The sequence below is a fragment of the Amycolatopsis sp. H20-H5 genome (assembly GCF_035828755.1).
Taxonomy (GTDB): Bacteria; Actinomycetota; Actinomycetes; order Mycobacteriales; family Pseudonocardiaceae; genus Amycolatopsis.
Window position 1 is genome coordinate 15,053 of record NZ_JAYMZS010000095.1, and the last position, 23,141, is coordinate 38,193.

27 protein-coding genes are annotated in these 23,141 nt (G+C 68.6%); 13 read left to right on the forward strand and 14 right to left on the reverse strand.

Annotation, left to right across the window (positions count from 1 at the left end; genetic code table 11):
- The first annotated feature begins 31 nt into the window (after nucleotides 1-31).
- Entirely contained in the window at nucleotides 32-1,861 is a 1,830-nt protein-coding gene (locus tag QMK34_RS35545; RefSeq protein WP_326419102.1) for a flavin-containing monooxygenase, read from the forward strand.
- Between the two features lie 49 nt (nucleotides 1,862-1,910).
- Here QMK34_RS35545 and QMK34_RS35550 read toward each other — a convergent pair whose 3' ends face one another.
- The 3 genes from QMK34_RS35550 to QMK34_RS35560 form a co-directional block, all read right to left on the reverse strand.
- A complete protein-coding gene (locus tag QMK34_RS35550) occupies nucleotides 1,911-2,855 on the reverse strand; it encodes an SMP-30/gluconolactonase/LRE family protein (RefSeq protein ID WP_326419104.1) in 945 nt (314 codons plus the stop codon).
- Between the two features lie 101 nt (nucleotides 2,856-2,956).
- A complete protein-coding gene (locus QMK34_RS35555; RefSeq protein ID WP_326419105.1) occupies nucleotides 2,957-4,285 on the reverse strand; it encodes a M14 family zinc carboxypeptidase in 1,329 nt (442 codons plus the stop codon).
- 198 nt (nucleotides 4,286-4,483) lie between these two features.
- Entirely contained in the window at nucleotides 4,484-5,644 is a 1,161-nt protein-coding gene (locus tag QMK34_RS35560; RefSeq protein ID WP_326419106.1) for an erythromycin esterase family protein, read from the reverse strand.
- 81 nt (nucleotides 5,645-5,725) lie between these two features.
- Between QMK34_RS35560 and QMK34_RS35565 the strand changes: the two genes are divergently transcribed.
- Complete coding sequence (locus QMK34_RS35565; RefSeq protein ID WP_326419107.1) at nucleotides 5,726-6,457, forward strand: TioE family transcriptional regulator; 732 nt, start codon at nucleotides 5,726-5,728, stop codon at nucleotides 6,455-6,457.
- 357 nt (nucleotides 6,458-6,814) lie between these two features.
- Here the strand turns inward: QMK34_RS35565 and QMK34_RS35570 are convergent, their stop codons facing one another.
- Nucleotides 6,815-7,243, reverse strand: a complete 429-nt coding sequence (locus tag QMK34_RS35570; RefSeq protein WP_326419108.1) for a DUF4345 domain-containing protein — start codon at nucleotides 7,241-7,243, stop codon at nucleotides 6,815-6,817.
- 82 nt (nucleotides 7,244-7,325) lie between these two features.
- Here QMK34_RS35570 and QMK34_RS35575 point away from each other — a divergent pair, with 82 nt between their 5' ends.
- Nucleotides 7,326-7,934 (forward strand): TetR/AcrR family transcriptional regulator, encoded by a 609-nt coding sequence (locus QMK34_RS35575; RefSeq protein ID WP_326419109.1) that lies wholly within the window; start codon nucleotides 7,326-7,328, stop codon nucleotides 7,932-7,934.
- Nucleotides 7,935-7,986: 52 nt separating this feature from the next.
- Here the strand turns inward: QMK34_RS35575 and QMK34_RS35580 are convergent, their stop codons facing one another.
- From QMK34_RS35580 to QMK34_RS35590, 3 genes are all read right to left on the reverse strand, one after another.
- Entirely contained in the window at nucleotides 7,987-8,445 is a 459-nt protein-coding gene (locus tag QMK34_RS35580; RefSeq protein ID WP_326419110.1) for a DoxX family protein, read from the reverse strand.
- Between the two features lie 356 nt (nucleotides 8,446-8,801).
- Nucleotides 8,802-9,158, reverse strand: a complete 357-nt coding sequence (locus QMK34_RS35585) for a hypothetical protein (protein WP_326419111.1) — start codon at nucleotides 9,156-9,158, stop codon at nucleotides 8,802-8,804.
- A complete protein-coding gene (locus QMK34_RS35590; RefSeq protein ID WP_326419112.1) occupies nucleotides 9,158-9,361 on the reverse strand; it encodes a TetR family transcriptional regulator in 204 nt (67 codons plus the stop codon). The genes QMK34_RS35585 and QMK34_RS35590 overlap by 1 nt, the downstream gene beginning before the upstream one ends.
- Before the next feature lie 57 nt (nucleotides 9,362-9,418).
- Here QMK34_RS35590 and QMK34_RS35595 point away from each other — a divergent pair, with 57 nt between their 5' ends.
- Nucleotides 9,419-10,108 (forward strand): SGNH/GDSL hydrolase family protein, encoded by a 690-nt coding sequence (locus tag QMK34_RS35595; protein ID WP_326419113.1) that lies wholly within the window; start codon nucleotides 9,419-9,421, stop codon nucleotides 10,106-10,108.
- A gap of 14 nt (nucleotides 10,109-10,122) precedes the next feature.
- Here QMK34_RS35595 and QMK34_RS35600 read toward each other — a convergent pair whose 3' ends face one another.
- Nucleotides 10,123-10,662 (reverse strand): hypothetical protein, encoded by a 540-nt coding sequence (locus QMK34_RS35600; protein WP_326419114.1) that lies wholly within the window; start codon nucleotides 10,660-10,662, stop codon nucleotides 10,123-10,125.
- Nucleotides 10,663-10,722: 60 nt separating this feature from the next.
- Here QMK34_RS35600 and QMK34_RS35605 point away from each other — a divergent pair, with 60 nt between their 5' ends.
- On the forward strand, nucleotides 10,723-11,196 hold the full coding sequence (locus tag QMK34_RS35605; protein WP_326419115.1) for a MarR family winged helix-turn-helix transcriptional regulator: 474 nt from the start codon (nucleotides 10,723-10,725) through the stop codon (nucleotides 11,194-11,196).
- Between the two features lie 233 nt (nucleotides 11,197-11,429).
- Entirely contained in the window at nucleotides 11,430-13,004 is a 1,575-nt protein-coding gene (locus tag QMK34_RS35610) for a molybdopterin-dependent oxidoreductase (RefSeq protein WP_326419116.1), read from the forward strand.
- Between the two features lie 399 nt (nucleotides 13,005-13,403).
- On the opposite strand, the gene QMK34_RS35615 is transcribed toward QMK34_RS35610, so the two are convergent.
- Together QMK34_RS35615 and QMK34_RS35620 are read right to left on the reverse strand one after the other, a co-directional pair.
- On the reverse strand, nucleotides 13,404-13,748 hold the full coding sequence (locus QMK34_RS35615; protein WP_326419117.1) for a VOC family protein: 345 nt from the start codon (nucleotides 13,746-13,748) through the stop codon (nucleotides 13,404-13,406).
- Nucleotide 13,749: 1 nt separating this feature from the next.
- A complete protein-coding gene (locus QMK34_RS35620) occupies nucleotides 13,750-13,923 on the reverse strand; it encodes a ribbon-helix-helix domain-containing protein (protein WP_326419118.1) in 174 nt (57 codons plus the stop codon).
- A gap of 65 nt (nucleotides 13,924-13,988) precedes the next feature.
- On the opposite strand from QMK34_RS35620, the gene QMK34_RS35625 reads away from it, so the two are divergent.
- Nucleotides 13,989-14,894, forward strand: coding sequence for a GNAT family N-acetyltransferase (locus QMK34_RS35625; protein ID WP_326419119.1), 906 nt, complete (start codon nucleotides 13,989-13,991; stop codon nucleotides 14,892-14,894).
- Here the strand turns inward: QMK34_RS35625 and QMK34_RS35630 are convergent.
- Nucleotides 14,884-15,159, reverse strand: coding sequence for a helix-turn-helix domain-containing protein (locus tag QMK34_RS35630; RefSeq protein ID WP_326419120.1), 276 nt, complete (start codon nucleotides 15,157-15,159; stop codon nucleotides 14,884-14,886). The genes QMK34_RS35625 and QMK34_RS35630 overlap by 11 nt on opposite strands.
- A 64-nt stretch (nucleotides 15,160-15,223) precedes the next feature.
- Here QMK34_RS35630 and QMK34_RS35635 point away from each other — a divergent pair, with 64 nt between their 5' ends.
- The 3 genes from QMK34_RS35635 to QMK34_RS35645 are packed head-to-tail and all read left to right on the forward strand — an operon-like array spanning nucleotide 15,224 to nucleotide 16,383.
- Nucleotides 15,224-15,562 carry an ArsR/SmtB family transcription factor gene (locus QMK34_RS35635; RefSeq protein ID WP_326419121.1) on the forward strand — a complete coding sequence of 113 codons (339 nt, stop codon included), beginning with the start codon at nucleotides 15,224-15,226 and terminating at the stop codon, nucleotides 15,560-15,562.
- Nucleotides 15,559-15,975, forward strand: a complete 417-nt coding sequence (locus tag QMK34_RS35640) for an SRPBCC family protein (RefSeq protein ID WP_326419122.1) — start codon at nucleotides 15,559-15,561, stop codon at nucleotides 15,973-15,975. The genes QMK34_RS35635 and QMK34_RS35640 overlap by 4 nt, the downstream gene beginning before the upstream one ends.
- Nucleotides 15,976-16,002: 27 nt before the next feature.
- Nucleotides 16,003-16,383, forward strand: coding sequence for a glyoxalase superfamily protein (locus tag QMK34_RS35645; protein WP_326419123.1), 381 nt, complete (start codon nucleotides 16,003-16,005; stop codon nucleotides 16,381-16,383).
- A gap of 13 nt (nucleotides 16,384-16,396) precedes the next feature.
- On the opposite strand, the gene QMK34_RS35650 is transcribed toward QMK34_RS35645, so the two are convergent.
- On the reverse strand, nucleotides 16,397-17,644 hold the full coding sequence (locus QMK34_RS35650; protein WP_326419124.1) for an MFS transporter: 1,248 nt from the start codon (nucleotides 17,642-17,644) through the stop codon (nucleotides 16,397-16,399).
- Nucleotides 17,645-17,787: 143 nt separating this feature from the next.
- Between QMK34_RS35650 and QMK34_RS35655 the strand changes: the two genes are divergently transcribed.
- Nucleotides 17,788-18,720, forward strand: a complete 933-nt coding sequence (locus QMK34_RS35655) for a LysR family transcriptional regulator (protein ID WP_326419125.1) — start codon at nucleotides 17,788-17,790, stop codon at nucleotides 18,718-18,720.
- Between the two features lie 72 nt (nucleotides 18,721-18,792).
- Nucleotides 18,793-19,560: a class I SAM-dependent methyltransferase gene (locus QMK34_RS35660; protein WP_326419126.1), complete on the forward strand. Its 768-nt coding sequence runs from the start codon at nucleotides 18,793-18,795 to the stop codon at nucleotides 19,558-19,560.
- 90 nt (nucleotides 19,561-19,650) lie between these two features.
- Here QMK34_RS35660 and QMK34_RS35665 read toward each other — a convergent pair whose 3' ends face one another.
- Both QMK34_RS35665 and QMK34_RS35670 read right to left on the reverse strand, forming a co-directional pair.
- Nucleotides 19,651-20,526: an aminoglycoside phosphotransferase family protein gene (locus QMK34_RS35665; protein WP_326419129.1), complete on the reverse strand. Its 876-nt coding sequence runs from the start codon at nucleotides 20,524-20,526 to the stop codon at nucleotides 19,651-19,653.
- A gap of 342 nt (nucleotides 20,527-20,868) precedes the next feature.
- Nucleotides 20,869-21,423 carry a TetR family transcriptional regulator gene (locus QMK34_RS35670; RefSeq protein WP_326419127.1) on the reverse strand — a complete coding sequence of 185 codons (555 nt, stop codon included), beginning with the start codon at nucleotides 21,421-21,423 and terminating at the stop codon, nucleotides 20,869-20,871.
- Nucleotides 21,424-21,621: 198 nt separating this feature from the next.
- Between QMK34_RS35670 and QMK34_RS35675 the strand changes: the two genes are divergently transcribed.
- The gene (locus tag QMK34_RS35675; RefSeq protein ID WP_326419128.1) at nucleotides 21,622-22,563 is read left to right on the forward strand and encodes an aldo/keto reductase; all 942 of its coding nucleotides are present in this window, start codon (nucleotides 21,622-21,624) and stop codon (nucleotides 22,561-22,563) included.
- Nucleotides 22,564-23,141: the final 578 nt, after the last annotated feature.

Consider the following 23,141-nt stretch of genomic DNA (forward strand, 5'->3'; position numbering starts at 1 on the left):
GCTTCAGGTCACACGAGCGGAAGGAAGCGTGATGACTCAGACCGTTGAGCCCGGCCTGCCGGAGCGACTGGACGAGCCGGCCCCGCAGCAGCGGGTCGACGCCTGGCTCGGCGAGTTCGAAGCCGCGCTGGCCGCGCGTGACGTGCGCCGCGCGGCCGGGATGTTCGCCGTCGACAGTTTTTGGCGCGACCTGGTCGCGTTCACCTGGAACCTCAAGACGGTCGAGGGCCGCGAAGGGGTTGCGGAGCTGCTCACCGCCCGGCTGGCCGACACCGATCCGTCCGGCTTCCGGACCACCGAGCCACCGGACGAGGCCGACGGCGTCACCTCGGCGTGGATCGAGTTCGAGACCTCCGCCGGGCGCGGCCGGGGCCACTTGCGGCTCACCGGGGAAGGCGCGTGGACCCTGCTGACCACCCTGCACGAGCTCAAGGGGCACGAAGAGCCGTCCGGTGCGACCCGGCCGAAGGGCGCGGTGCACGGCGCCGACCCCGACCGGCGCACGTGGACCGACCAGCGGGCCGCCGAGGACGCCGAGCTCGGGTACGCGCGGCAGCCGTACGTCGTCGTGGTCGGCGGCGGACAGGGCGGGATCGCGCTCGGTGCCCGCCTGCGTCAGCTCGGCGTCCCGGCGCTGGTGATCGAGCGCAACGCCAGGGCGGGCGATTCCTGGCGCAAGCGGTACAAGACGCTCTGCCTGCACGACCCCGTCTGGTACGACCACCTGCCCTACCTGCCGTTCCCGGACACCTGGCCGGTGTTCGCGCCGAAGGACAAGATCGGCGACTGGCTGGAGATGTACACCCAGGTGATGGAGGTGCCGTACTGGACTTCGAGCACCTGCACCTCGGCCGCCTACGACGAGGCCACGGGGGAGTGGACGGTCGAGGTGGACCGCGACGGCGAGCCGGTGACGCTCAGGCCGAAGCAGCTCGTCCTGGCGACCGGGATGTCCGGGAAGCCCAGCGTCCCGGTGCTACCCGGCCAGGACCGGTTCGCGGGCGAGCAGCACCACTCGAGCCACCATCCCGGCCCGGAGGCCTACGCGGGCAAGCGGGCCGTGGTGATCGGCTCGAACAACTCGGCGCACGACATCTGCGCCGCGCTGTGGGAGGGCGGCACCGACGTCACCATGGTGCAGCGGTCCTCGACCCACATCGTCAAATCCGACTCGCTGATGGACCTCGGCCTCGGCGATCTCTACTCGGAGCGGGCCGTCGCGGGCGGGATGACGACGCAGAAGGCCGATCTGACGTTCGCGTCGCTGCCCTACCGGATCCTGCACGAGTTCCAGATCCCGGTGTACCAGGCGATCGCGGAGCGAGACGCCGATTTCTACGCGAGGCTGGAGAAGGCGGGGTTCCGGCACGACTGGGGTGACGACGGGTCCGGCCTGTTCATGAAGTACCTGCGCCGCGGTTCGGGGTACTACATCGACGTCGGCGCGGCCGAGCTCGTCGCGAACGGGGACATCAAACTCGCGCACGGGCAGGTCCGCGAGCTGACCGAGCACTCGGTGGTGCTGGCCGACGGCTCCGAGCTCGCCGCGGATCTCGTCGTGTACGCCACCGGGTACGGCTCGATGAACGGCTGGGCCGCCGACCTGATCGGCCAGGACGTCGCGGACCTGGTCGGCAAATGCTGGGGCCTGGGCTCCGACACGACCAAGGACCCCGGGCCGTGGGAGGGCGAGCAGCGCAACATGTGGAAGCCGACCCGGCAGGAGGGCCTGTGGTTCCACGGCGGGAACCTCCACCAGTCCCGGCACTACTCGCTCTACCTCGCCCTGCAGCTCAAAGCCCGGTACGAGGGCATCCCGACCCCGGTCTACGGGCTGCAGGAGGTGCACCACCTGAGCTGACCCCGGCGCCGGGCCGCGCTCGTCCATCACGGGCGGGCGCGGGCCCGCGTCAAGGCTTGGGGATCGCGACCACGTCGTAGGTCGTGTCCGGCGCCGGTGGGGTCGTGAACCGGGCGTTGGGGAGGTAGAGCCGGTTCCCGAAGGACGCGACGGTGGTCGGGACGTCGAACCTCGGGTCGGTGACCTTCGTGACGAGCGCGGCGCGGGTGCCCGTCCGGTCGAGGGTGAACTTCTCGACGGTGTTGAGCCGGTTCTGCACCACGTAAAGGGTGTCGCCCTCGCGCAGCAGTCCGTCGCCGTTGACGAGCACCTCGCCGCCGAGCCCGACCTCCGAGGTGGCGCCGGTGGCGCCGTCCACCCGGAAGAGCTTGCCGGTGTTGCTCTGCACGGCGAGCAGCGCCTTGCCGTCCGGGGTCGTCGTGATGCCGTTGAGGTTGTTCACCCCGGGCGTCAGCACGAAGTCGCCGGTGAGCGGGATCGTCTTCGCCGCCGCGGGAAGCTCGCCGTGCCCGCCGAACGGGATCTGGTAGAGCACGGCCTTGAGCGAATCGGTGAACCAGGCCGCCCGGTCGGTGACGACCACGTCGTTGACGAAGGTCCCGGTGGGCGCGGTGAACGCGTAGCTCTTGAGTATCCGGCCGGTCCGGGCGTCGACCACCCGGCCGTCACCAGCGGCGCCACCGGAGACGAAGACCCGGTCGCGCCGGTCGATCTTGAGGCCGACCGAAGGCGTGCCGGGCCCCTTGCTGAAGACCTCGCCCTCGCCGGTGCGCAGGTTCACCCGGTAGAGCGAGCCGTCGGCCCTGGAGCCGAAGTACGCCGTGGGCGCGTCCCCGATGGCGATGCCCTCGGGGAGAAAGCCCTGGGGAAGCGAGAACCCCGCGGGGAAGGCGGGACGTCCGCCGGGGGACGAGGGCGTGGCGCCCGCTCCGGTCACGCCCGTGAGGGTCAAGCCGAGCACCACCGCGACCAGTACACCGGATCTGCTGACCATGCCCGCTCCTGTCCGCCGTCCCCCGCTCGTGCGACCCTGGCACACCGCCGGTGAACACCCGGTAGGCGCGGCGGCGGAAACGCACCGCGCCCACCGGTCGCTCACTGCTGGTAGGGAGCTGCGGCCGCCTTGGCCGCGGTGATGAACGCGCCCTTGTTCTTCGGCCAGAAGGTGCTGTCGACGCAGGTGTACTTCGGGAGGAACCCGCCGCAGGTGCCGCTCGAGCCGCCCACCTCGAAGGTGACGCTGGCGACGCCGAGCGCGCCGTAGGTGAAGTCGTCCGTGGTGCCGCTCGTGTCGTAGCCGACGGTCTCGGCGTTGGTGCCGACGAGGTAGCCGTTGGAGGCCGACAGCTTCGCGCCCAGCTTCCGGTACTGCGCGTCGTTCGGCGAGGTGGCCTGGCTGAAGCCCCACGGGATGATGATGTCGTTGCCGTAGCTGTGCAACGTGATCATCGTGCCGCGCGCGGTCACGGGCGCGGGGTCGTTGTTGCCGGGGCCGCGCTGCGCCGGGTAGATCGACCGGAACAGGCCTTCGAGGGCTTTCACCTCGGGCTCGGAGCCCGCGCTCGGGCCCTGGTAGGTCTCGGCGCAGGCCGAGTTGGAGTCGCCGCCCCACTTGAAGGTGGAGTTGCGGTTGAGGTCGATGCCGATGTTGGTGCCGGAGCAGCCGCCTCGGGTGTTGTTCGCGTTCTTGCGCTGCAGCTTCGGCGAATTGCCGCCGGACGCCACGATGTCCACCCCGTCCGGGTTGGCGATCGGCACCACCCACACCTCGGTGGTGTCCAAAATGGACTTGGCGGTGGGGTCGGTGGCGTAGGAGTCGGCGAGGTAGTCGATCCAGCGCCAGGCGAGCTCGCCGGTGGAGAGCTCGCGGGCGTGGATCTGCGCCATCAGCACGAACTTCGGCTTGGGTGAGCTGGTCGTCAGCGTGCAGTCGCCCGCCTGCTTCTTCGTCAGGCAGATCGCCTGGATGTCGTGCCCGCCCTGGCCTTTCGTCTTCTTCCACGACTGGCCGATGGTGTACTTGGTGGCGAGGTCGGGATGCGCCGAGGCCACCTGGGCCAGGTGGGTCTCCTGAGCGGCGACGGTCCGGTAGCCGCTGTAGAAGGTGTCCGCGGCGGCCGCACGGGGCGCGGCGGCGGGCAGGTCCTTGTAGACCGTGTCGAAGAACGACGGCTGGTAGCCCAGCGCGCGCAACCGGTTCGCGACCGCTTGATCGCCGACGACGTAGGCGGAACCGGCGTCGGATTCCCCGACGTCGAATCCGGCCTTGGCCAGCGAGACGACCTGGGCGCTGGTGGCAGGCACACGCCAGAACACCGGTGCCCCGGCCGAGGCCGGCTGCGCGGTGGCCGTACCGGCGAGCACGCCGGTCAGTACCAGGCCGGTGGTGGCGAGAGCGATCCGGAGCAAGGGCCTTGACAACATCGGGACTCCTCATGGCCGCACGGGAGAGACGATCAGTACGGTTCGAGCGCAGGGTGACCGTACTGGCACGGACAGTGTGCCAGTACGAGACAAACCAGCCATACCCTCGAAAGTCTGTTCTGTCCGGGGCCCTGGCGGCCCGCGTCGGGCGGTCCCTGAAGGCCACCATGACGGCGTTTAACGCCGTCATGGTGGCCTTCAGGGGCACGCTGCCTGGGTGGTGGCCGCGGCGTCGCTGATGTGCAGGATCGCGTCGGTGACGTCGAGGGTCGCCTGGTCGAGGGGGAAATAGCCCTGCGCGGGGGTGGTGTCGGTGCGCTTGCGGGCGGCGGAGGCGATCGTGGTGGCCGTGGTCAGGCCCCAGGTGGGGCTGAGACTCTGCAGGGAGCCCTCGTGGGTGTCCGGCTCGGGATCTCCCAGCCCGAGAGTTTCGCTGCGGCCGAGGCTCCCGGCGACGAAGGTGTACTGCTCGCCCAGCAGGGGAGCCACGATGGCGCCCGCGGGCAACCAGGTGAGAACGGTGTCCGGCAGCTGCCAGGTGCTCTGGTTTCGGTGCAGATGGAGGTTGTGCGCGGACACCAGCGTCGGCCCCCATCGCGCCTCGGCGCTGCGGATGTCGAGGAGATTCTGGGCCATGAGCGCGTCGCGGACGGCCGACAGACCGGAGATCTGCGCGGCCCGGTCGAGGCGTTGTGCCGCCTGCTTGTGATAGCGGAGCAGGCCGAGGCCCGCGGTGAGGTGTGTCCTGGCCCGGAGCCACGCGGCGGGCGATGTCGCCGCGATCAGCTCCGGTCCGCGTGCGTCGAGGGTGGCGAGCAGGTCTGTGGCGACGGACCGGAGCTTCTCGGCTTGGGCCGTGGCGCCGATCGACGTGGCCGGGTCCAGGATCGCCTCCGTGCGACTCCAGCGTTCGTCGTCTCCGGCGAGGTCGGCGAGGTCGAGGTCGAGCTCCAGATAGTCGCGGGCGTACTCGAGATAGCGCTGCGGGCTGGGTGCGCTGGTGTTCTCCATCTGAGCGTCGAAGCCATGGAAAGCCAGGCGTTCTTCCGGCGTCCGGCTCTCGTTGTATTCACGCATCCACGCGACCAGCTGCCTGTTGGGGTCCAGGTCGCCCCAGCCGTGCGAGAAGCCTTCGCGCAGGACGGCGTCGAGGGTTCCCACGCCGTCCTGGACGAAGTCGTTCACCATGAGCGCGGCCACCCGGTCCGTCTCCAGGGCGATCGACCGAAAGCCAAGGGCGGCCAGCTGACCGAACAGTTCGTTGCGGACCCACCCGAAGGCCGGTTCCTGGTGCGTCGGCTCACCGAGAGCCAGCAGGTGACAGGACGTAGTCACGAAGTCTCGAATGTCTTGACTCATGGGTCTCAATCGTATCGTTGAAAGAACTGTGGAGACCTTCCTGGCTTGCACTAGGCAGTCATGCGGTAAAGTCTCAAACCGGTGATAACCTTCCGGCCGGCCGACCTCGCGCGCGAGCACGGCATCTCGACCCAGGCGGTCCGCAACTACGAGCGGGACGGGTGCATCCCGCCCGCGGAGCGCACCCATAGTGGCTACCGGATCTACAGCGAGGTGCACGCGGCAGCGCTCCGCACCTACCTCGCTCTCGTGCGGGCGTACGGGCACGCGGCCGGTGGCCAGCTCATGAACACCCTCCACGATGGCGCGCTCGACGACGTCCTGACGCTCATCGACCGCGGCCACGGCCAGTTGCTTCGCGACCGGGAAACCCTTGACGCGGTGCGGAAAGCGGTGGATCACCTGACCGCGGAGTCCGACGCCGCTCCGGACCGATCAGCGGACTCCGGCACCCGGACCATCGGCGAACTCGCACACCGGCTCCGGGTCACCCCGGCGACCCTGCGCAGCTGGGAAGGCGCGGGCATCCTCGTCCCCGCACGGGACCCGATCACCGGATACCGCGTTTTTCACGCGAGCGACGTCCGCGACGCCGAGCTCGCCCATCTCCTCAGGCGCGGGGGCTATCCGCTGGACCACATCGCCACCGTGGTCCAGCAGATCCGGACAGCAGGGGGCACGGACACCCTGTCCGGCGCCCTGGACGGGTGGCAGCGAAAGCTCACCGCGCAGGGGCTCGCCATGCTCGCGGCGGCCACTCGGCTCAGCCACTACCTGAGCTTGCCCGGCCTCCCGTCGACGCGCACTGGCTAGAGGTTGACTCCGGGACGAGCGCCTGTTCCTGGCCAGGGTGTCCTAAGTGGACAAGCACGCTGGTCAGCTCGATCCGGCCCGGTTCCTCGGGCAAGGCCGCTTAGCCCGGCCACTGGTGGGCGGCCGAACAGGGCGTTGTTTCTCGTCGCTCGGATGAAACGGGCGGCGCAAAACGAGATTTTTGGGTGATGAGAACCATTGTCTTCGGCTGGCAGGATGCTGGGCAGTGGACTGTTCGAGCGTGGAAGGAGGAGCGATGGCCGATGCGGTCCGGCGCCTCGCGGTTGCCACCGCCGGATGTTCGGCGGTGCCTGACGCGGCCGTCCCACCCGGCTGCGCCGCGGCCGCTGACGCCGATCAGCTCGTCGGCCGTGGCATGGGCGTCGCGCCGGTTCCCGGCAGGAGCGCGGCCGCCTTCTCGTCGGCGGTCGACAGCCAGAAGAACACCGGCGGCAGCACGAGTTCGACGACCGTCAGGACGAGCTGGAACCACTGCGGCTGGCCGTAGACGATCAGGGACAGGACTCGCCCCGCCGCGCCGAGCAGGAAGATACCGGCGAGCCAGCGGACCACCTTCGCCGAGATCGGGGACTGCCGGGCCGCCCAGACCCAGAGCAGGCCGTAACCGAGGAAAGTCGCGCCGTAGAAGCGTTCCCGGCTGTCCACGGTCGCGCCGGTCCCGCCCTCGCCGGGCACCGAGCCGATGCCGAGCACGAAGTGGAAGGCCCCGATCGCCACGCACGCGATGCCCATGACCAGCATGAGTCCCTTGAGAAACCTGGCCATGGTCGTACCGTCCCTTAGTAGACACGCATCTACTAAGGGACGGTACGACCGCGGGAGGACTGGTGTCAAGTAGCGTGGCGGCGTGCCCCCACGCCGCAGGCTCGACCCCGCCGAGCGCCGAGCCGAGCTGCTCGACGCGGGAGCGCTGCTGTTCGCGGCGAAGCCGTACGAGGAAGTGTTCATGGAGGACATCGCCGAACAGGCCGGTATCTCCCGAGCTCTGCTGTACCGCTACTTTCCCAACAAGCGTGACCTGTTCGCCGCGATCTACCAGCAGGCCGCCGACCGGCTGCTGGCCGAAGCCGAGTTCGATCCGGCCGTCTCCGTTCCGGAGCTGGTGTCCGCCGCGCTCGACGCGCACATCGACTACTTCGCCGCGAACCGGAACACGGTGCTCGCGGCGAACCAGGTGCTCGCGGGCGATCGGGTGATCCAGGCCATCATCGACGACGAATGCGCGACGCTGCAACGCCGTCTGCTGGAGGTCACCGGGCTCGAAGGCCGCACCAGGGAGACGGTGTCCGCGCTGCTGATGAGCTGGCTGGTGTTCGTCCGCACCCTGTGCGTGGACTGGCTGGCGAACCAGGCGTTCTCCCGCGCCGAGCTGCGCGAGATGTGCGTCGGCGCCCTGCTGGGCGGCCTGGGCGCGGTCGTCGATCCCGGGCGGTTTCCCGCGCCCGCGGGGGAGTGACGGCGGTGGCCCCCGGGATGTGCCGGAGGCCACCGGATTTCCAGGCTGATCGTCAGCGCTGTGGTGCCGACGCGGGCAGCTCACCGTCCACAGTGTCCGATGGCGCGGGGCCCGCGGTCCGGCGGTTCGCGGAAAACACCGTACCCAGCGCGAACCGGCCCGGTCCGGCGAAGGCGATGAGCAGCAGCGTCCAGCAGAACAGGGTGGCCGGTTCGCCGCCGTTCTGGATGGGCAGCAGCCCGGTGGACACGTGCACGGTGAAGTAGGCGAACGCCATCGAGCCGGAGCCGATCAGCGCGGCCACGCGGGTTCCGACGCCGAGGCAGACGAGCGCGCCGCCGACGAGCTGGATCACCGCGGCCCACCAGCCCGGCCAGGTGCCGATCGCGGCCGGTGCTTTCGCGCCGAGAACGCCGAAGAGTGTTTTCGCGCCGTGGCAGGCGAACAGGAATCCGACGACGATGCGGAAAAGTCCGAGCGCGTGGTCGCGGACTGGATCGAACCGGTGCATTCTTCCTCCTGGGGAAGTGGCAGGCCGAGTGGCGCGCCATCGACAGCGAAGCGCGCCGGGAAGGTCCAGGTGGTGCGGTGGAGTCAGCTTTTCCTCGCGCAGGACCAGTAACTTCAGTGGTCTGGACCTGTGGTCCCCTGCTGAGAGCGAGTGCGGCTGCGACGCCGTAAGCGCGAGCCGCCGACGGGATTCGGTATCCGCGCGAGGAGCATCCGGTTGGCGGTCAGCAGTTGGCCGATTACTGTCTGGGTGTGCGCGCACAGATATACCGGCGGGCCCGCGGCGGCGACACCCTCAAAGGTAGGGGCGTCCGCGATTGCTCATCGTGCTGGCACCAGAATCGGTGAGAGGTGACGCTATCCGGCGGCTTCCGCGGCGCGTTTGGACGCGGTGGAGGTCCAGCCCCGCTGGTGAAGCCGCTCGAACCCGTCCAAAAGGACGTCCAGGGCGAATTCGAACTCGAACTGGTCATCGCAGCCCTGGCCCACGGCCGATTCCCCGTCGTGGGCCAGGGCCGTGGCGATCTCGATGATGTGGGGTACTGCTCGGCCAGTCGGCGGAACAGGGCGGCCTGCGCCGCCGGTGCGTGACTCGATGACCTGCGACGCCCAGCGGTGGCGCAGCAGCGCTTCCCGTGCCGAGAGAATCCGCTGGCGGATCGCGTCCTTCCGGCCCGCGCCAGGCGTCGGCGGGTCGATCTCGCCGACGATCATCAGACCATGCCGTCGAGTAGTTCCTCTTTGTTCGCGACGTGCTTATACAGCGCCATGGGCACCACGCCGAGCTCCGGTGCCAGGTTGCGCATTCTCAGCGCATCGATGCCCGCTTGGTCGGCGAGTGCCACCGCGGCGTTCAGCACCCGCTCCCGGTTGAGTGGCGCACGGCGCTCAGGAGGACCGCACTCGCCGCTTACCATGGTCCGCAGTGGTACTCCGAACGGACCACTGCGGACTGACTCCGGAGGACCCTGTTGGTGACATCGCGCCGTGACCGCCGAAGGCTGGGCCCACTGGACGTCGTCGGCGTGTTCGTCCCCGGGATCCGTCGCGTCCGCGCGCAGAAGGAGCCCTTCGCCGCTGCGTGGCGCACAGCGAACGACGAGGCGCTGCGCGGTGGCGCGCCGCTCTGGGTCGCGCTCGGCGACTCGATGACCCAGGGCATCGGCGCCCCCGACTTCACGCGCGGCTGGGTCGGCCAGGCGCACGCGCGGCTCGCCACCACCGGTCATCACCTTGGCGTGGTCAACCTGTCGGTCACCGGCGCCCGGATCGAGGACGTGGTGACCGAGCAGCTTCCGCGCCTGCTCGCCCTGCCGTCCGCGCCGATGCTGGTGACCGTCCTGGTGGGCGCGAACGACATGCTCAGCCGCACCCGCCGCCTCGAAGCGCCGGACAGGTTCGCCGCGCTGCTCGCCGCACTCCCAGCCGGAAAGTCCGTGGTCGCGACGCTGCCGCAGGGCAATCCCCAGGCACTCGCCGTCAACACGCTCATCGACCACGCGGCAGCCACCGGCGCCCTGCACGTGGCCGACTTCCGCGGCCCCGCACTGGGCCCGATTCGCGGCACCCTCGCCGACGACTGGTTCCACCCCAACGAACGCGGCTACGCGAGGATCGCGAGCCTCTTCGAAGTCCCGATCCGCCGGGCGTTGCGGGCAGCCTGAGCGAGTTCGGCGGCTCAGGCCGGTGGGCGGGGGAGCCGTTCGCGCAGCCCGGCGGCGAGCCCGGCGACGGTGAGGAGGTCCACGAACCCACCGGCGTACTTGACCAGCCTGCGATGGCGGACGCCGTAGACGCGTAAGCGCAGGTGCACCCTGGTCGTGTCACCGTCGGCCGTCCGGAGCAGGATCGCCCAGCTGAGCTCGAGGTTTCCGCGGGTCGAGCGGTGCACCAGGGTGTGCGGGGCGTCGTGCGTGACGATCTCGAAGGTCGCGTGACGCCCGCCGCAGTCGTCGATGACGTCGCCCGGCTTCAGGTTCTGCAGACCCGGGTCGAGCCGCCGCAGGGCGCGCTTACCCGGCGGGACGACCGCCTCGACCCAGCGCGGCAGGTACCACCCGGCGCGGTTCCGGCCGAGCTGGGCGAACCATGGCCAGGCCTGCGCCACGGGGACCGGCAGCGGGAAACCGCGGTCCATGACGACGTCGGGATCGGGCACCAGGTCGTCGCCGGGCACGGTGGCGGTGAGTTCGGCGGGTTCGGGGGCCACTCCGAGCATCAGGCGTTCTCCCCAGTTTGGTATCAGGTGAAACGGTATCATGCGAGTAGTGTTACGACCGTGAGCAGTGGAACCAGGAAGTCCCGCGCGACGGACCGCCTCGACGACGGTTCACCGTTCGCCCTCAGTCTCCTCCTGCGCCGGGCGCACAGCCGCGCGGCTTCGGCGATGGCCGCCGCGGTGCGCCCGCTCGGGCTCGGCCTGCGGCATTTCGCCGTGCTGATCGTGCTGGTCGATCGCGGGCCGACGACCCAGCGCGACCTCGTCCAGGCGACCGGCGTCGACAAGGCGGGCATCATGCGCGTGGTCGACGACCTCGAGGAGAACGGGCTCGCGGTGCGCCGGGCCGTCCCGGGGGACCGGCGGGCGCGGGCGGTCGAGATCACCGTGCGCGGCACCGAGGTCTTCGACGCGGCGCACGTCGACGCGCCAGGGCTGGCCGACGACCTCGTCTCACACCTGCGGCCCGGCGAGGCCGAGCGGCTCATGGACCTGCTGACCCGGTTCACCTACCCGCCAGCCGACGAGGGATAGCCCGCCCGCGATCTCGTTACCCGGTGAGCCGCTACGAGGACCGCCTGCGCGCCGATGCCAACGTCGCGCAGGCACTGTCCATCAGGAACGCCCGGACCGCGCAGGACCGCTCCGGTGGTCACGCGGGGTTTGCCGGGCCGATTTGCGGAGTGGTCCGACACGAACGAGCGAACTGTGGCACATCGGACTGGCTGCCGACCCACCCTGCCGGGCTTCGGCGCCGAATGATTCACATGGGCACATCCGGCACCACAGAAAACCCCGAGTCGCTGTCGTCATCGCGGCTCCGGCTCCCCTCGGCGGCGCTGATCGGCGTGCTGGCGTTGCTGATCGCGCTGGCGGTGGGGCATCTGGTCGCCGGGTTCATCAACGTCAACGCGTCGCCGTACCTCGCGGTCGGCAACGGCGCCATCGACCTGACCCCGTTGCCGCTCAAGAACTTCGCGGTCGAGACCTTCGGTACCTACGACAAGCTGGTGCTGCTGCTGGGCATGGCGGCCGTGCTGCTGGTCGCGGCCGCGATCGCCGGCCTGGTGTCGGTCAAGTCGCCATGGCCGGGCACGATCATCATCGGGATCTTCGGCCTCGTCGGTGTTTTCGCCGTCTCGCAGCGCCCGGATCTCGGCACCGTCGCCCTGCTCGCCCCCGTGGCGAGCGTCGTGGTCGGCGTCGCGGCGTTCTTCTTCCTGCACCGGGTCGTGCCGCGGAAGCAGGCCGGTGAAGCGGTCGCGGCGGGTCCGTCGCGGCGCGCGTTCCTGATCAGCGGCGCCGGTGTGGTCGTCGGGGCGGGCGTGGCCGGTCTCGGTGGGCAGCTCGCCGGCTCTTCGCGCGACGCCACCGCTTCCCGCGAGGCCGTCGGCAAGCTCGTGCCCGCGCGCACGGCGCCCGTCATCCCGGCCGACGCGGACTTCGCCAAGCTCGGCACGCCCCCGTTCCTCACGCCCAACTCGAAGTTCTACCGCGTCGACACCGCGCTGTCGGTCCCGCAGGTCCGCACCGAGGACTGGAGCCTGCGCATCCACGGCATGGTCGATCGCGAAAAGCGCTACAGCTACAACGACATCCGCAACCGGCCGCTGGTCGAACGCACCATCACGATGACCTGTGTGTCCAATGAGGTCGGTGGGGACTACGTCTCCACCTCGAACTTCATCGGTGTCGACCTGGCCGACCTGCTCGACGAGGCCGGGGTGCAGGCCGGTTCCGAGCAGCTGTTCTGCACCAGTGTGGACGGTTGGACGTCGGGAACGCCGGTGGAGGCCGGTCGCGACCGCGGCCGCGGCACCATGCTGGCCATCGGGATGAACGGCGAGCCGCTGCCCCTCGAACACGGCTTCCCCGCGCGGCTCATCACGCCCGGCCTCTTCGGCTACGTGTCCGCCACGAAGTGGCTCGTCGACATCGAGGTCACCACCTGGAAGGCCCGGCAGGCGTACTGGCTCAAGCGCGGCTGGGGCGAGAAGGCCCCGATCAAGACGGAATCCCGGATCGATTCCCCGGCGGGCGGTTTCGTCGACGTGAAGTCCGGCACCGTGCGCGTGGCCGGTTCGGCGTGGGCCCAGCACACCGGGATCGCCAAGGTCGAGGTCCGCGTGGACGGCGGCCCGTGGGTCGAGGCCATGCTGTCCACTGAGGTCAACATCAACACCTGGCGCATGTGGTGGGCCGAGGTGAACGTGCCGGCGGGGGTCCACCAGATCTTCTCGCGCGCCACCGACAAGTCCGGCTACACGCAGACCGAAGAGCGCGCCGGAACCGTTCCCGACGGCGCCACCGGCTGGCACAGCACCACACTGACCGCTCGCTGACACCGCAGGCAGGGGGCACAGCTCGGTGACCGTCGGACGCACCACGCCTTCCTGATCCCCAGGCGACGCCCGGGGATCAGGAAGGCGCCGAAGAACGCAGCGTTGGGTTCCCCTGCCTTTCGTCGTCTCGGTTGCCCGGCCGCTGAGCGGGTAGTTCGGCACCCCGGAGCAGGCCGAGCGGTCGTCCCTCTCGGCCGGGTGGGTGACCGCGGGTCAAGGCGTTCGCGACCGGCCCGCGTTACGCAGCAGTCGAACTATCCGGCCGTCAGTCCCGCGCTGGACCACGGCGCCCCGTTCTCGACGGACCGCTGACCGCGCCACCCCGATCGCGTTCTCGTCCGCCGCCGCGCCCGGCTACGGAGGCGAGCGCCGGCGGCCCCGGGACTCGATCGGGCGTGCTCAGTTGCCTGCTGGTTGCTGGAGGATCCACGTCCGTCCGTCGGGATCGCGGACGGTCATCTCCTTGGACCCGTGGTGAGTCTCTTCGAACGGGGTGACGACCTCGATCCCGGCGTCGGCCTCGAACGAAGCCGCGTCGGCCACCTTGAGGACGAGCTGCATCCCCGTCGGCTGGTCCTCGGGCACCTCGGCGATGAACAAATACGGGCCGGGGCCGTTCTTCAGCATGCCCGAGCTGTGATCGGTCTCGAACTCCAGTTTGAAGCCGAGCGTCTGGAAGAACTTGGCCGTTTTTCCCCAGTTGTGCGTTTCGAGGTACACGGCCTCGATACCGTCGGTCGTCATGTCATGCTCCTTCCGAGTCAACGGCTGTTTCTGCTGCCTTCGTGAGGTACTGGCGTAGCGCTTCGGTCACGAGAGCCGACAACGACTGCTCGGTGTCGATCGCGTGATGCTTGACCTCCCGGACCAAGTCCGTCGGCAGGTACACGTTGAACTGCTTGACGTCCTTGGCGCTCATCTTAGGATGCTAACATCCTTGCATCCTAGACCGATACACTTTCCTGGGACGAACGAGGAAAGGGTGTGTCTCGTGACGATCGACCTGGTGATCCGGCGTTTCGACCCGCTTCGCTGGGGTATCGGGAGAACAAGGTCGTCGCCCTCGCCGAGGTGTGCTTTCTCGAAGACGAGAACAGCGAGGTCGGGCTGATCGGGATCAGCGTTCATCCGGACTGCCGCCGGAGGGGGATCGGCACCGCGATGCTCCGCGCGGCGCTGCCCGAGTCGAGGGCGCGGGGTTGTCGTGTGCTCGAAAGCTGGCAGGTGGTCGCCGGAACCGCGGGTCAGTTCTGGGCCGAGGGGCGGGGTTTCACGACTGTTCGGATGATTGTCCGGCAGGCGCTGGTGGTTGCCGGGACCGACAGGTCTCTGTGGGACGTCGAGGCACCGGCGGGCTACCGCTTGCAGCGGTGGATCGGCGTCGCTCCCGATGACGTCATCGATTCCTACGCCGTCGCGCGCGGCGCGATTCACGATGCTCCGCTCGGGCAGTCGGACTACCGGTGGCCGGAGTGGACGGTGGAACGGGTCCGTGCCGCCGAAGCGGAATGGCGGCAGCAGGGTATCGAGCAGTGGGTGGTGATCGCGATCCACGAGAAGACCGGTGCCGTCGCCGGTTTCACCGAGGTGTGTGTGCATCCGCGGCGTCCGGACTGGGGCTACCAGCGGGATACCGCTGTACCATCCGCGTTTCGGGGACGTGGCCTGGGGCGCTGTATCAAGGCGTGCATGCTGCGGTGGCTGGTCTCCGACTGCCCGGCTCTCGAGCGGATCAGTACCACGACCGGCGCGGACAACAGCCGGATGATCCGGGTCAATCGTGAGGTCGGTTTCGCCTCGCTCCGAACCATGGTCGCCGTGCAGCAGGATCTCGTGGCCGTGGAATCCCGCATGGCTGATCGGGACGGTCCGGCGAAAGCTACCCAGTAGCTGTCGCTGTCCAGGTCACGGAGATGTTCACCGGGGTGAGTCCCGCCCGGTCGGCCAGTTCGGTCACGGTCATCCCGCGCTCGGCGAGCAGCTTGTCGAGCTGGATCTCGATACCAGGTGGTTCCTCGGGTGGCATCAGATCGTTTTTTCCAGTTCCGCACCCATCTCTACCCCGATGCGGGTAGTCCGCGGTGTTCTCCAGCAGCTTTCCGGCCAGTTCGTAGCGGAGGAAGTACTGCACGACCTCGGCCACCGGACCGGTCACCGGCACGAACCAGCCGAAAGTTCCCAGCCTGATGGTTAAGTTGAAACTAATGTATAGTGGGCTGGTGGTGCGTAGTGGTCGACCGGTGAAGGAGGGGCCGCCGGATCTGTTCGCGGCCTTGGCTGATCCGGTTCGGCGGGTGTTGCTGGAGCGATTGGCGCCGGGGGAGTTGTCGGTCACTGAGCTGGGTGAGGGGTTGGCGGTGAGTCAGGCGGCCGTGTCGCAGCATTTGCGGTTGTTGCGGGAGGTCGGGCTGGTCGAGGTGAGGCAGGACGGCCGGTTCAGGCGGTATCGGTTGCGTACGGAGCGGTTCGCCGAGTTGCGGACGTGGCTGGACGAGCTCGAGCGGTTCTGGACACAACGGCTGGACGCGCTGGGCGACTACTTGGAGCGGGATTCATGAGGGCCGATATCACGGTGGTAGCGGTGTATCCGCATCCTCGGGCGCGTGTCTGGCAGGCGTTGGTGTCGGCGGAGGCGTTGAGCGCCTGGCTGATGCCGACCGATTTCCGTCCCGTCGTCGGGCACGGGTTCACGTTCCGCACCACCCCGAGGCCTGGTTTCGACGGTGTGGTGCGCTGCCGGGTTTTGGAGATCAGTGAGCCGGACCGGATGGTGTGGTCGTGGCTGGGCGGTCCGGTCGACACGACGGTCACGTTCACCTTGGCGGAACTCGGCCCCAGCAGCACCCGGTTGCGGTTCGAGCAGACGGGTTTTCACGGTCTTGGGGCTCAGTTCGCGAGGCTGATCCTGACTCGTGGCTGGAAGAAGATGGCCGCGGTGGGGCTGCCCGCACACCTCGACCGGCAAGCGTAAACGGTATCGGGAGAAAGGGAGTTCGGCATGAAGCTGGCGATTGTGTCCATTCCGGTCAGTGACCAGGACAAGGCGAAGGCGTTCTATGTCGAGCAGCTGGGGTTCAGTGTGCTGTTCGACGATCCGATGGGCCCGGATTCGCGCTGGGTCATGCTCGCCCCGCCCGGCGGTGGTCCCGCGGTCACCCTGGTCACCTGGTTCCCGACCATGCCGCCGGGTTCGGTGAAGGGCCTCGTGTACGCCGTTGACGACCTGGAAACCGTCCGCGCCGAGCTGCTCGGTAAAGGGGTGGCTGTCGGGGACATCGAGAACACGCCTTGGGGATTCCGGCTCGCCCAGCTCGACGACCTCGACGGCAACGGAATCGTTCTCCAGCAAGGCTCACCACCCGCACCCGAAGACAACTGAGACCGCGCGGCGGTCATGCTCGCGCTCTGTCGCCGGAACGATCCGGCTCTTTTGGTGTGGTGACCTGTCGTGGCAGCAGGAACGGCGTGCCCAGTAGCAGAATCCCGGCCACCGCGATGGCCGCACGCGGGCTGGTGAGCTGCGCCAGGAGGCCCCACAGGACGGTGATCACCGCGATGCTGGCGCTGCTGGTGATCGACCAGGAGGTGAGCACCCGAGCTTGGCGACGGGTATCGGTGTTGTTCAACCGATAGGCGGCGAAGACGGGGTTGAAGACGCTCATGCAGAGGATCAGGCCGAGCTCGGTGGCCATCACGATCACCAGCCCGGCAAGACCCGGCCGGACGAACGGGAGCCCAAGCGACCAGCAGGCACGCAGCACGCCGAAGACCCGCAACACCGTCTGTTCGCCGTACCGGGAAGCGACGCGGCGGGCGAGTCGTGACCCGATCAAGCCGCCGACACAGGGAACGGCGAACGCCAGCCCGTACTCCCAGACCGGGAACCGCAGCTCCGAGAGCATCAGCACCGACAAGAGTGGCTCTGTGGCCATGATCAGGCCATTGACCAGCATGACGTTGAAGAAGAACGGACGCAGCGTGCGGTGGGAGAGGAGGTAGCGCCACCCCTCGATGACGTCGCTTCCTCGACGCGGTGGGATCTTCGCCGGGTTCGGGGGCTGCTCGGGTTGCCTGATCGCGGTGATGGCGAGTGCCGAGAGCAGGTAACTGACCGCGTCGAGGACAACGGTGGTCACCGGCCCCAGCAGCCCGACAGCGGCGCCACCCACGGGCGGACCGATGATCGTGGCCGACCAGGTGGTGGACTCGAAACGGCTGGTGGCCACCAGAATCCCGTCAGCGGGGACGATGGTCTTGAGGTATGTGCCGCTGGCGGCGGTGAACGCGATCTTCGCGGCCGCGGTGACGACCGAGACCACCAAGAGCTGCGCGAAGGACAACACCCCCAGCCAATAGGCGAGCGGGATGGAGGCCAGCGCCGCGAAGCGGACGGCGTCCATGGCGATCATGATCGGCCGCTTGGCGCGACACTCCATCCACGGCCCGATCGGAATCGCCAGCAGCGCCCCGAGCGCGAGGCCGGATGACGACAGCGTCGCCACTTCCGCCGAACCGGCATGCAGGACCGTGATGGCAACGATCGAAAACGCGCCGAACCCGAGCCCGGTCCCGTAGGCGCTGACCGCGTAAGAGGCCCACAACCATCCGAACGCCTGGCCCAGGCTCGCCCTCCGCCACATAGTCGGCACTTGCTCCGCTTCCACCCCTCGTGGGACAACGCTCTGTTGCCACAGGGAGAGTGAAGCCGGTTGATGGACGTTGCCACCAACAACCGATCGCACGGCGTGTCACAACTCGTCGTTGTGCAAGTAGGTTCTCCCTCGTGGATCTCGATGCAGTTCGTACCTTCGTCGCCGTCGCCGAGACCGGCCAGTTCCAAGCCGCCGCCGACGATCTGGGCATCACCCAGCAGGGGGCGTCGAGACGCGTGGCGAACCTGGAGCGAGAGCTCGGCGTGCAGCTCTTCGCGCGGATCGCCAGGGGTGCGCTGCTGACCGTCGACGGGCAGGCGCTGCTACCCCACGCACGCGAACTCCTCCGCGCCGCCGAGCGCGTCACCGCGGCCGTGACGCCAGGGCGCAGAGCCCTGCGGATCGACGTCGTCAGCCGCAGGATCGTCTCCGCCGGCGTCCTTCAGGCGTTCTATCAGCAGCACCCCGACATCGAGCTCGATGTCGTCGCCCTGCTCAACATCGACGCCACGTCGGCACTGGCCGAGGTCAGCGCCGGCACCCTTGACGCCACCTTCAGATCCTTGCGGGCCACCGCGCTCAAGGTCCCGCGCGAACTCCGGTCGGCACGCGTCATCGACGACCGGCACCAACTGCTGGTCGGTCCACGGCACCCGCTGGCGAACGCCAAGTCCGTGACGCCGGCCGAGCTGACCAAGCACCCCCTCTGGATGCCCGGCATGTCCGACCCCGAGCCGCTCGGCTACTACGACGACCTGGCGGCGACCTTCGGGCTCACCATCGACACGCTCGGACCGAGCTTCGGCGTGGAAGCGCTCCTCGCCGAAATCGCGAACTCGAACCGGCTCGCCACCTTCGTCGGCGACGGCTCGCGGTACCTGTGGCCGGAGAGCTATGACCTCCGCCGAATCCCCGTGATCGACCCGATCCCGGTCTACCCGCTGTCGGTGATCTGGCGAGCGGACAATCCGCATCCCGTGCTCGCCGACTTCCTCGCGTACCTCCGGGCCGGGTACCAGACGAGAGCCCGCGATAACGTGTGGACCCCGGACTGGGCAGGCTGAGCCTGGGCGGCTGATAAGCGCCGGGTGCGACGGCCCGGCCGAAAGTGATATCGAGAGGATCCGGTGACGGTGATGTCCGACCTGTTCGACTACGACGCGGAATTGCGCCTGCACAACGAACTCTTCCGCGCCGCTGCCCGCGTCGGCTCCGGCGACCGCGTGCTCGACGTCGGTTGTGGCATGGGCCAGTCCACCCGCGAAGCCGCCGGCGCCGCCGTCGCCGGAAGCGCGGTAGGCGTGGACGTCTCCGAACGAATGCTCGAACGGGCCCGTCAGCTCAGCGCCGACCAGGGACTGCCCAACCTCACTTTCCAGCAGGCGGACGCCCAGGTACACCGCTTCCCACCGGCGCAGTTCGACCTCTGTATCAGCAGGTTCGGCACGATGTTCTTCGCCGACCCGGTCGCCGCGTTCACCAATATCGGGCACGCTCTGCGCCCCGCGGGCCGCCTGGTGCTGCTGGTCTGGCAAGAGCGCGACCGCAATGAGTGGGCGACCGCGATCCGCCAGACCTTCCCCGCCGCTCCAGGCGCACCTGCTGGTCCGGACCCGTTCTCACTCGCCGACCCGGCCACCACCGAAGGCATCCTGACGGCGGCAGGCTTCACGGAAGTCAGCTTCACCGACGTGCGCGAGCCCGTCTACTACGGCCCGGACAGCGCCGCCGCCTTCGATGCGGTGCTTCGCCTGTGGGAATTCAAAGACCTGCTTGCCAGCCTCGGCGCAGCGGCGGCCGAGCAAGCAAGCGCGCGGCTACGCGCCACGCTCGCCGCCCACACCACCGATGGTGGCGTCTACTTCGACTCGCGTGCCTGGATCATCACCGCCCGCCGTCCCTGACGCTGTGACCAGCCACGTCGTACGGTCGCTGCGTCGGCGCCGTCGCGGCCCGTCCGGAGGAAGCGGCCGTGGGCGGCCATTCGCGTGGGATCACCAAGCCAGGTCGAGTAGTTCGTCGATCACCGGCTCTGGGCCGCCGTAGGTGAGGTACGCGATGGCCACCATGGGTGCGATCACCCGGCTCCAGGCGTACAGCCTGTCCCCATCGAGTCCGCACGCGGTCGCCACCCGCTGGCAACGGCGCTCGACACCCTCGTGTCCGGCACCGGCCACCACGTAGTCGACGGCGTCGAAGCACGGATCGCCCACGCACGCCTTCGGATCGATCGCGATCAGACCTCGCGCCGGGCCGCCGTCGAGGACGTTGCCGAGATGCAGATCGCCGTGCAGCAACACCAGCGTGGCCTGAGTGTCCAGCAATGTCTCACAGCGCCGTATCGTCCGCTGCCACGTGTCCTGATCGATCCGAGCGCCGATGGCCGGTTCGGACAGCCTCCGGCCGATCCGGCCGAAGGCCTCGTCACACCGACCGCGCAAGTCCCACGGCCATCGCGCGGGCGGGGCAACGCCGTGCAGTGCGGCGAGCAACTCTCCCCACTGTTGCGGCAAGGACGTCTGTGGCATGTCTTCGGCCTCGGTGCCGGGTAGGACCTCCTCCAGCACCATCGCCCCGGCCTCCGCGTCGGTGGCCAATACGGCTGGCACCCGACCTGAAGACGCGAACACGCGCAGCATCTCCACCAGCTTGGTCAGTAGTGCCAGATCCGGACTGAGCTTGAGAACCGCTGGCGTCCCATCAGGCCATTGACAGCGGAAAACGACAGACGAGGCTCCACTCTCGAACAGTTCACCGAGCACGAGACCCCACCGGGAAGCCAGCCGCGTGGCGAGGATCGGGACCTCAGCGAGCCAGTCCTCGGCCTCAGGACCAAAACGACCCACCAACCGCGCGCCGACGTCTCCCATGTTCACCCCGGTAGTCAAGTCCGTTCGTCCAGCGGGCAGCAAATCGAATGCGGGCCTGACTCGGTGACAACGCTGCCCACGCTAGACATCATCCTCGACGCGGGCCAGCGAATTCTCCACGACCGGCCGATGCAACTGGAGCAGCGACAGCGAGCGGACGTGGTCAGAGGCCGAACATGGGCCTGCAAGCTGTCATTCCGTCCACTCTGGTCACGGGTCGGGTCTGTCGAGTCCACGTCTCCCGCGTGAGCCGCAGCCGGTCGGAGACGAGTACCTCCTCACAGCGGGCGTCGACGGAGATGGATAACTCGGCCTATTCCTGCCTAACCGTCGCAGCAGCTTTCACCGGGCTCGGACGCCGTCGAGGATGAGCGCGACGACAGCTGCGGACTCCGCTACGACCTGGGGGGAGCGCCACTCCGCAGCGTGCGCCGGATCGTGGAAGCGGCCGGTGGCGTGAAAAATGGCCAGGGCGATCGCTTCCGGGTCGCCGGCCGCGAAGTCGCCGCTGGCGATGCCGTCGACGACGATGGCGCTGATCTGGGCGAGCAAGAAGGCGATATGAGCTGAGGGCACGGCGCTGTGCTCCGCCGCCAGCACCCGGAAGGTGGCGAACAGTTCCGGATCCTCCCTTGCCTTCGCCCATTTCATGGCGAACATGGTGGTGAGCAGGCCATTCAACCGTTCAGGTGGGGTCAGTCCTGAATCCTGGACCGCCGCGGCCAGTTCCTCTCGCCCCCGGTCGAGCCAACGCTGTATCACGGCCTCGCGCAGCGCCGCCTTGGACGAAAAATGCCGGTACACGCTCCCATGGCTCACGCCGAGCACCCGCGCGACATCGAGCACCGTGGCCTTCTCCGGACCGTGGCGGCGCAGTACCTCTTCGGTGGCCGACAAGATCGTCTCCGGGTCGAGTGGCTCGCGGCGCATGAGGCCTCCTGGTCGAGCTGGTGCGAGGCCGACATTCGTGCCTAGGGCAAGGAATGTACGGCGATGGACTGACAGACGTCAAACTATGTCAGTTTGTCCCGCGGCTCCCGCAGTCTGGATGACAAAATTTGCAATCTGTCAGTCCATGGTTGTAGCGTGGTGCTCATGGAGACATCAGGCAAGGACGCTCACGATCTGTCCGGCGACCGGGACGCTTTCACCTCTACCGCTTCGTTCGCCGGACGCACCGTGTCCAGGGTCGGCTACGGCGCGGCGCAGCTCGACCGCCTGCGCGACCGCCGCGACGAGGCCGTCGCGCTGCTGCGCCGCGCGGTCGGGCTGGGCGTGAATCACGTGGATACCGCCGAGTTCTACGGCTTCGGCTTCGTCAACGACGTGATCCGCGAAGCCCTGCGCCCCGAAGACGACGTCCTGGTCGTCACCAAGGTCGGCGCCGACCCCAACCCGGGCGGACGCCTGCCGCTGCGTCTCGCGCAGCGACCCGAGCAGCTGCGCGCCAGCGTCGAGGACAACCTGCGCAGCCTCGGCGTCGACCGGCTCCCGGTGGTCAACCTCCGCCGCCTCGACTCCGGCCCCGGCCTGCGTCCCGACGGCGATCAGGTGGTCGACCTCGACGATCAGCTCGCGGTGATGACCGCCCTGCGTGAGGAGGGCAAGATCGGCGCGATCGGCCTGAGCAGCGTCACCCTCGACGGCCTGCGCCGCGCCCTGCCCGCGGGCATCGTCTGCGTGCAGAACGCCTACAGCCTCGTCTCCCGTGGCGACGAGGACATGCTCGAACTGTGCGTGGCCGAGGACATCGCCTGGGTGCCGTTCTTCCCGCTCGGCGGAGCCTTCCCCGGCCTGCCCAAGGTCACGGATGAGCCTGCCGTCCACGCCGTGGCCGAGTCGCTGGGTGTCACGCCGTCGGCGGTCGGCCTCGCCTGGCTGCTGCGGCACGCCCCGAACGTGCTGCTCGTCCCCGGCACCGCCGACGCCGTCCATCTCGAGGCCAACATGGCGGTCGACGAGATCACCTTCGACGACGCCACCCGCGCCACCCTCGACGCCGTCGAGTCCCGCTCCAACGAAGTCCCGATCGGCTAGGCAGGACGGCGATGGGACGTCAGAACAATCAGCATCGAATGGAGCGATAAAGGATCACGAAGGCTATCGTCTACCGCGAAAACGGCGGCACCGACTCAACCGCACCACCGAGACCTGTATCGAGCTCTGGCTGCGCGCCGCCCGACTCGAAGAACGCGTCTGAGAACTGTCGCAGCAGCCGCCGCTCGAAGCCTCGGGCGCCTGTCCTTCGAAGCCGCCTACCCTCCACAAAGGACGAAAAGTCTACCCATTCGCCCGTTTCATACCGCCATGACCGTTTCATGCGTGCCCCTGAAGGCCACCATGACAGCGTTAAACGCCGTGAAGGCTCCCATCAGGGCACACGGCAATGCCTGGGGTCGCGACCGAAGGGGACCTTCCCTCGACTCAACCTTGCAAAAGTCCCCTTCACCAGAACAGACCGTGTGAAAGTCCCCGTCAGTCACGCGGCCCTAGGAGGCTGCTGAATAATCGGCGTGTCTCCTTGAAATGGCATGCTGAGCTGGGAGAATAGTGTCATGCAGGGTGTGGAGCGGGCGGATCGGGAGTTTCTGGACGCGCGAGCACTGGTCGGTCAT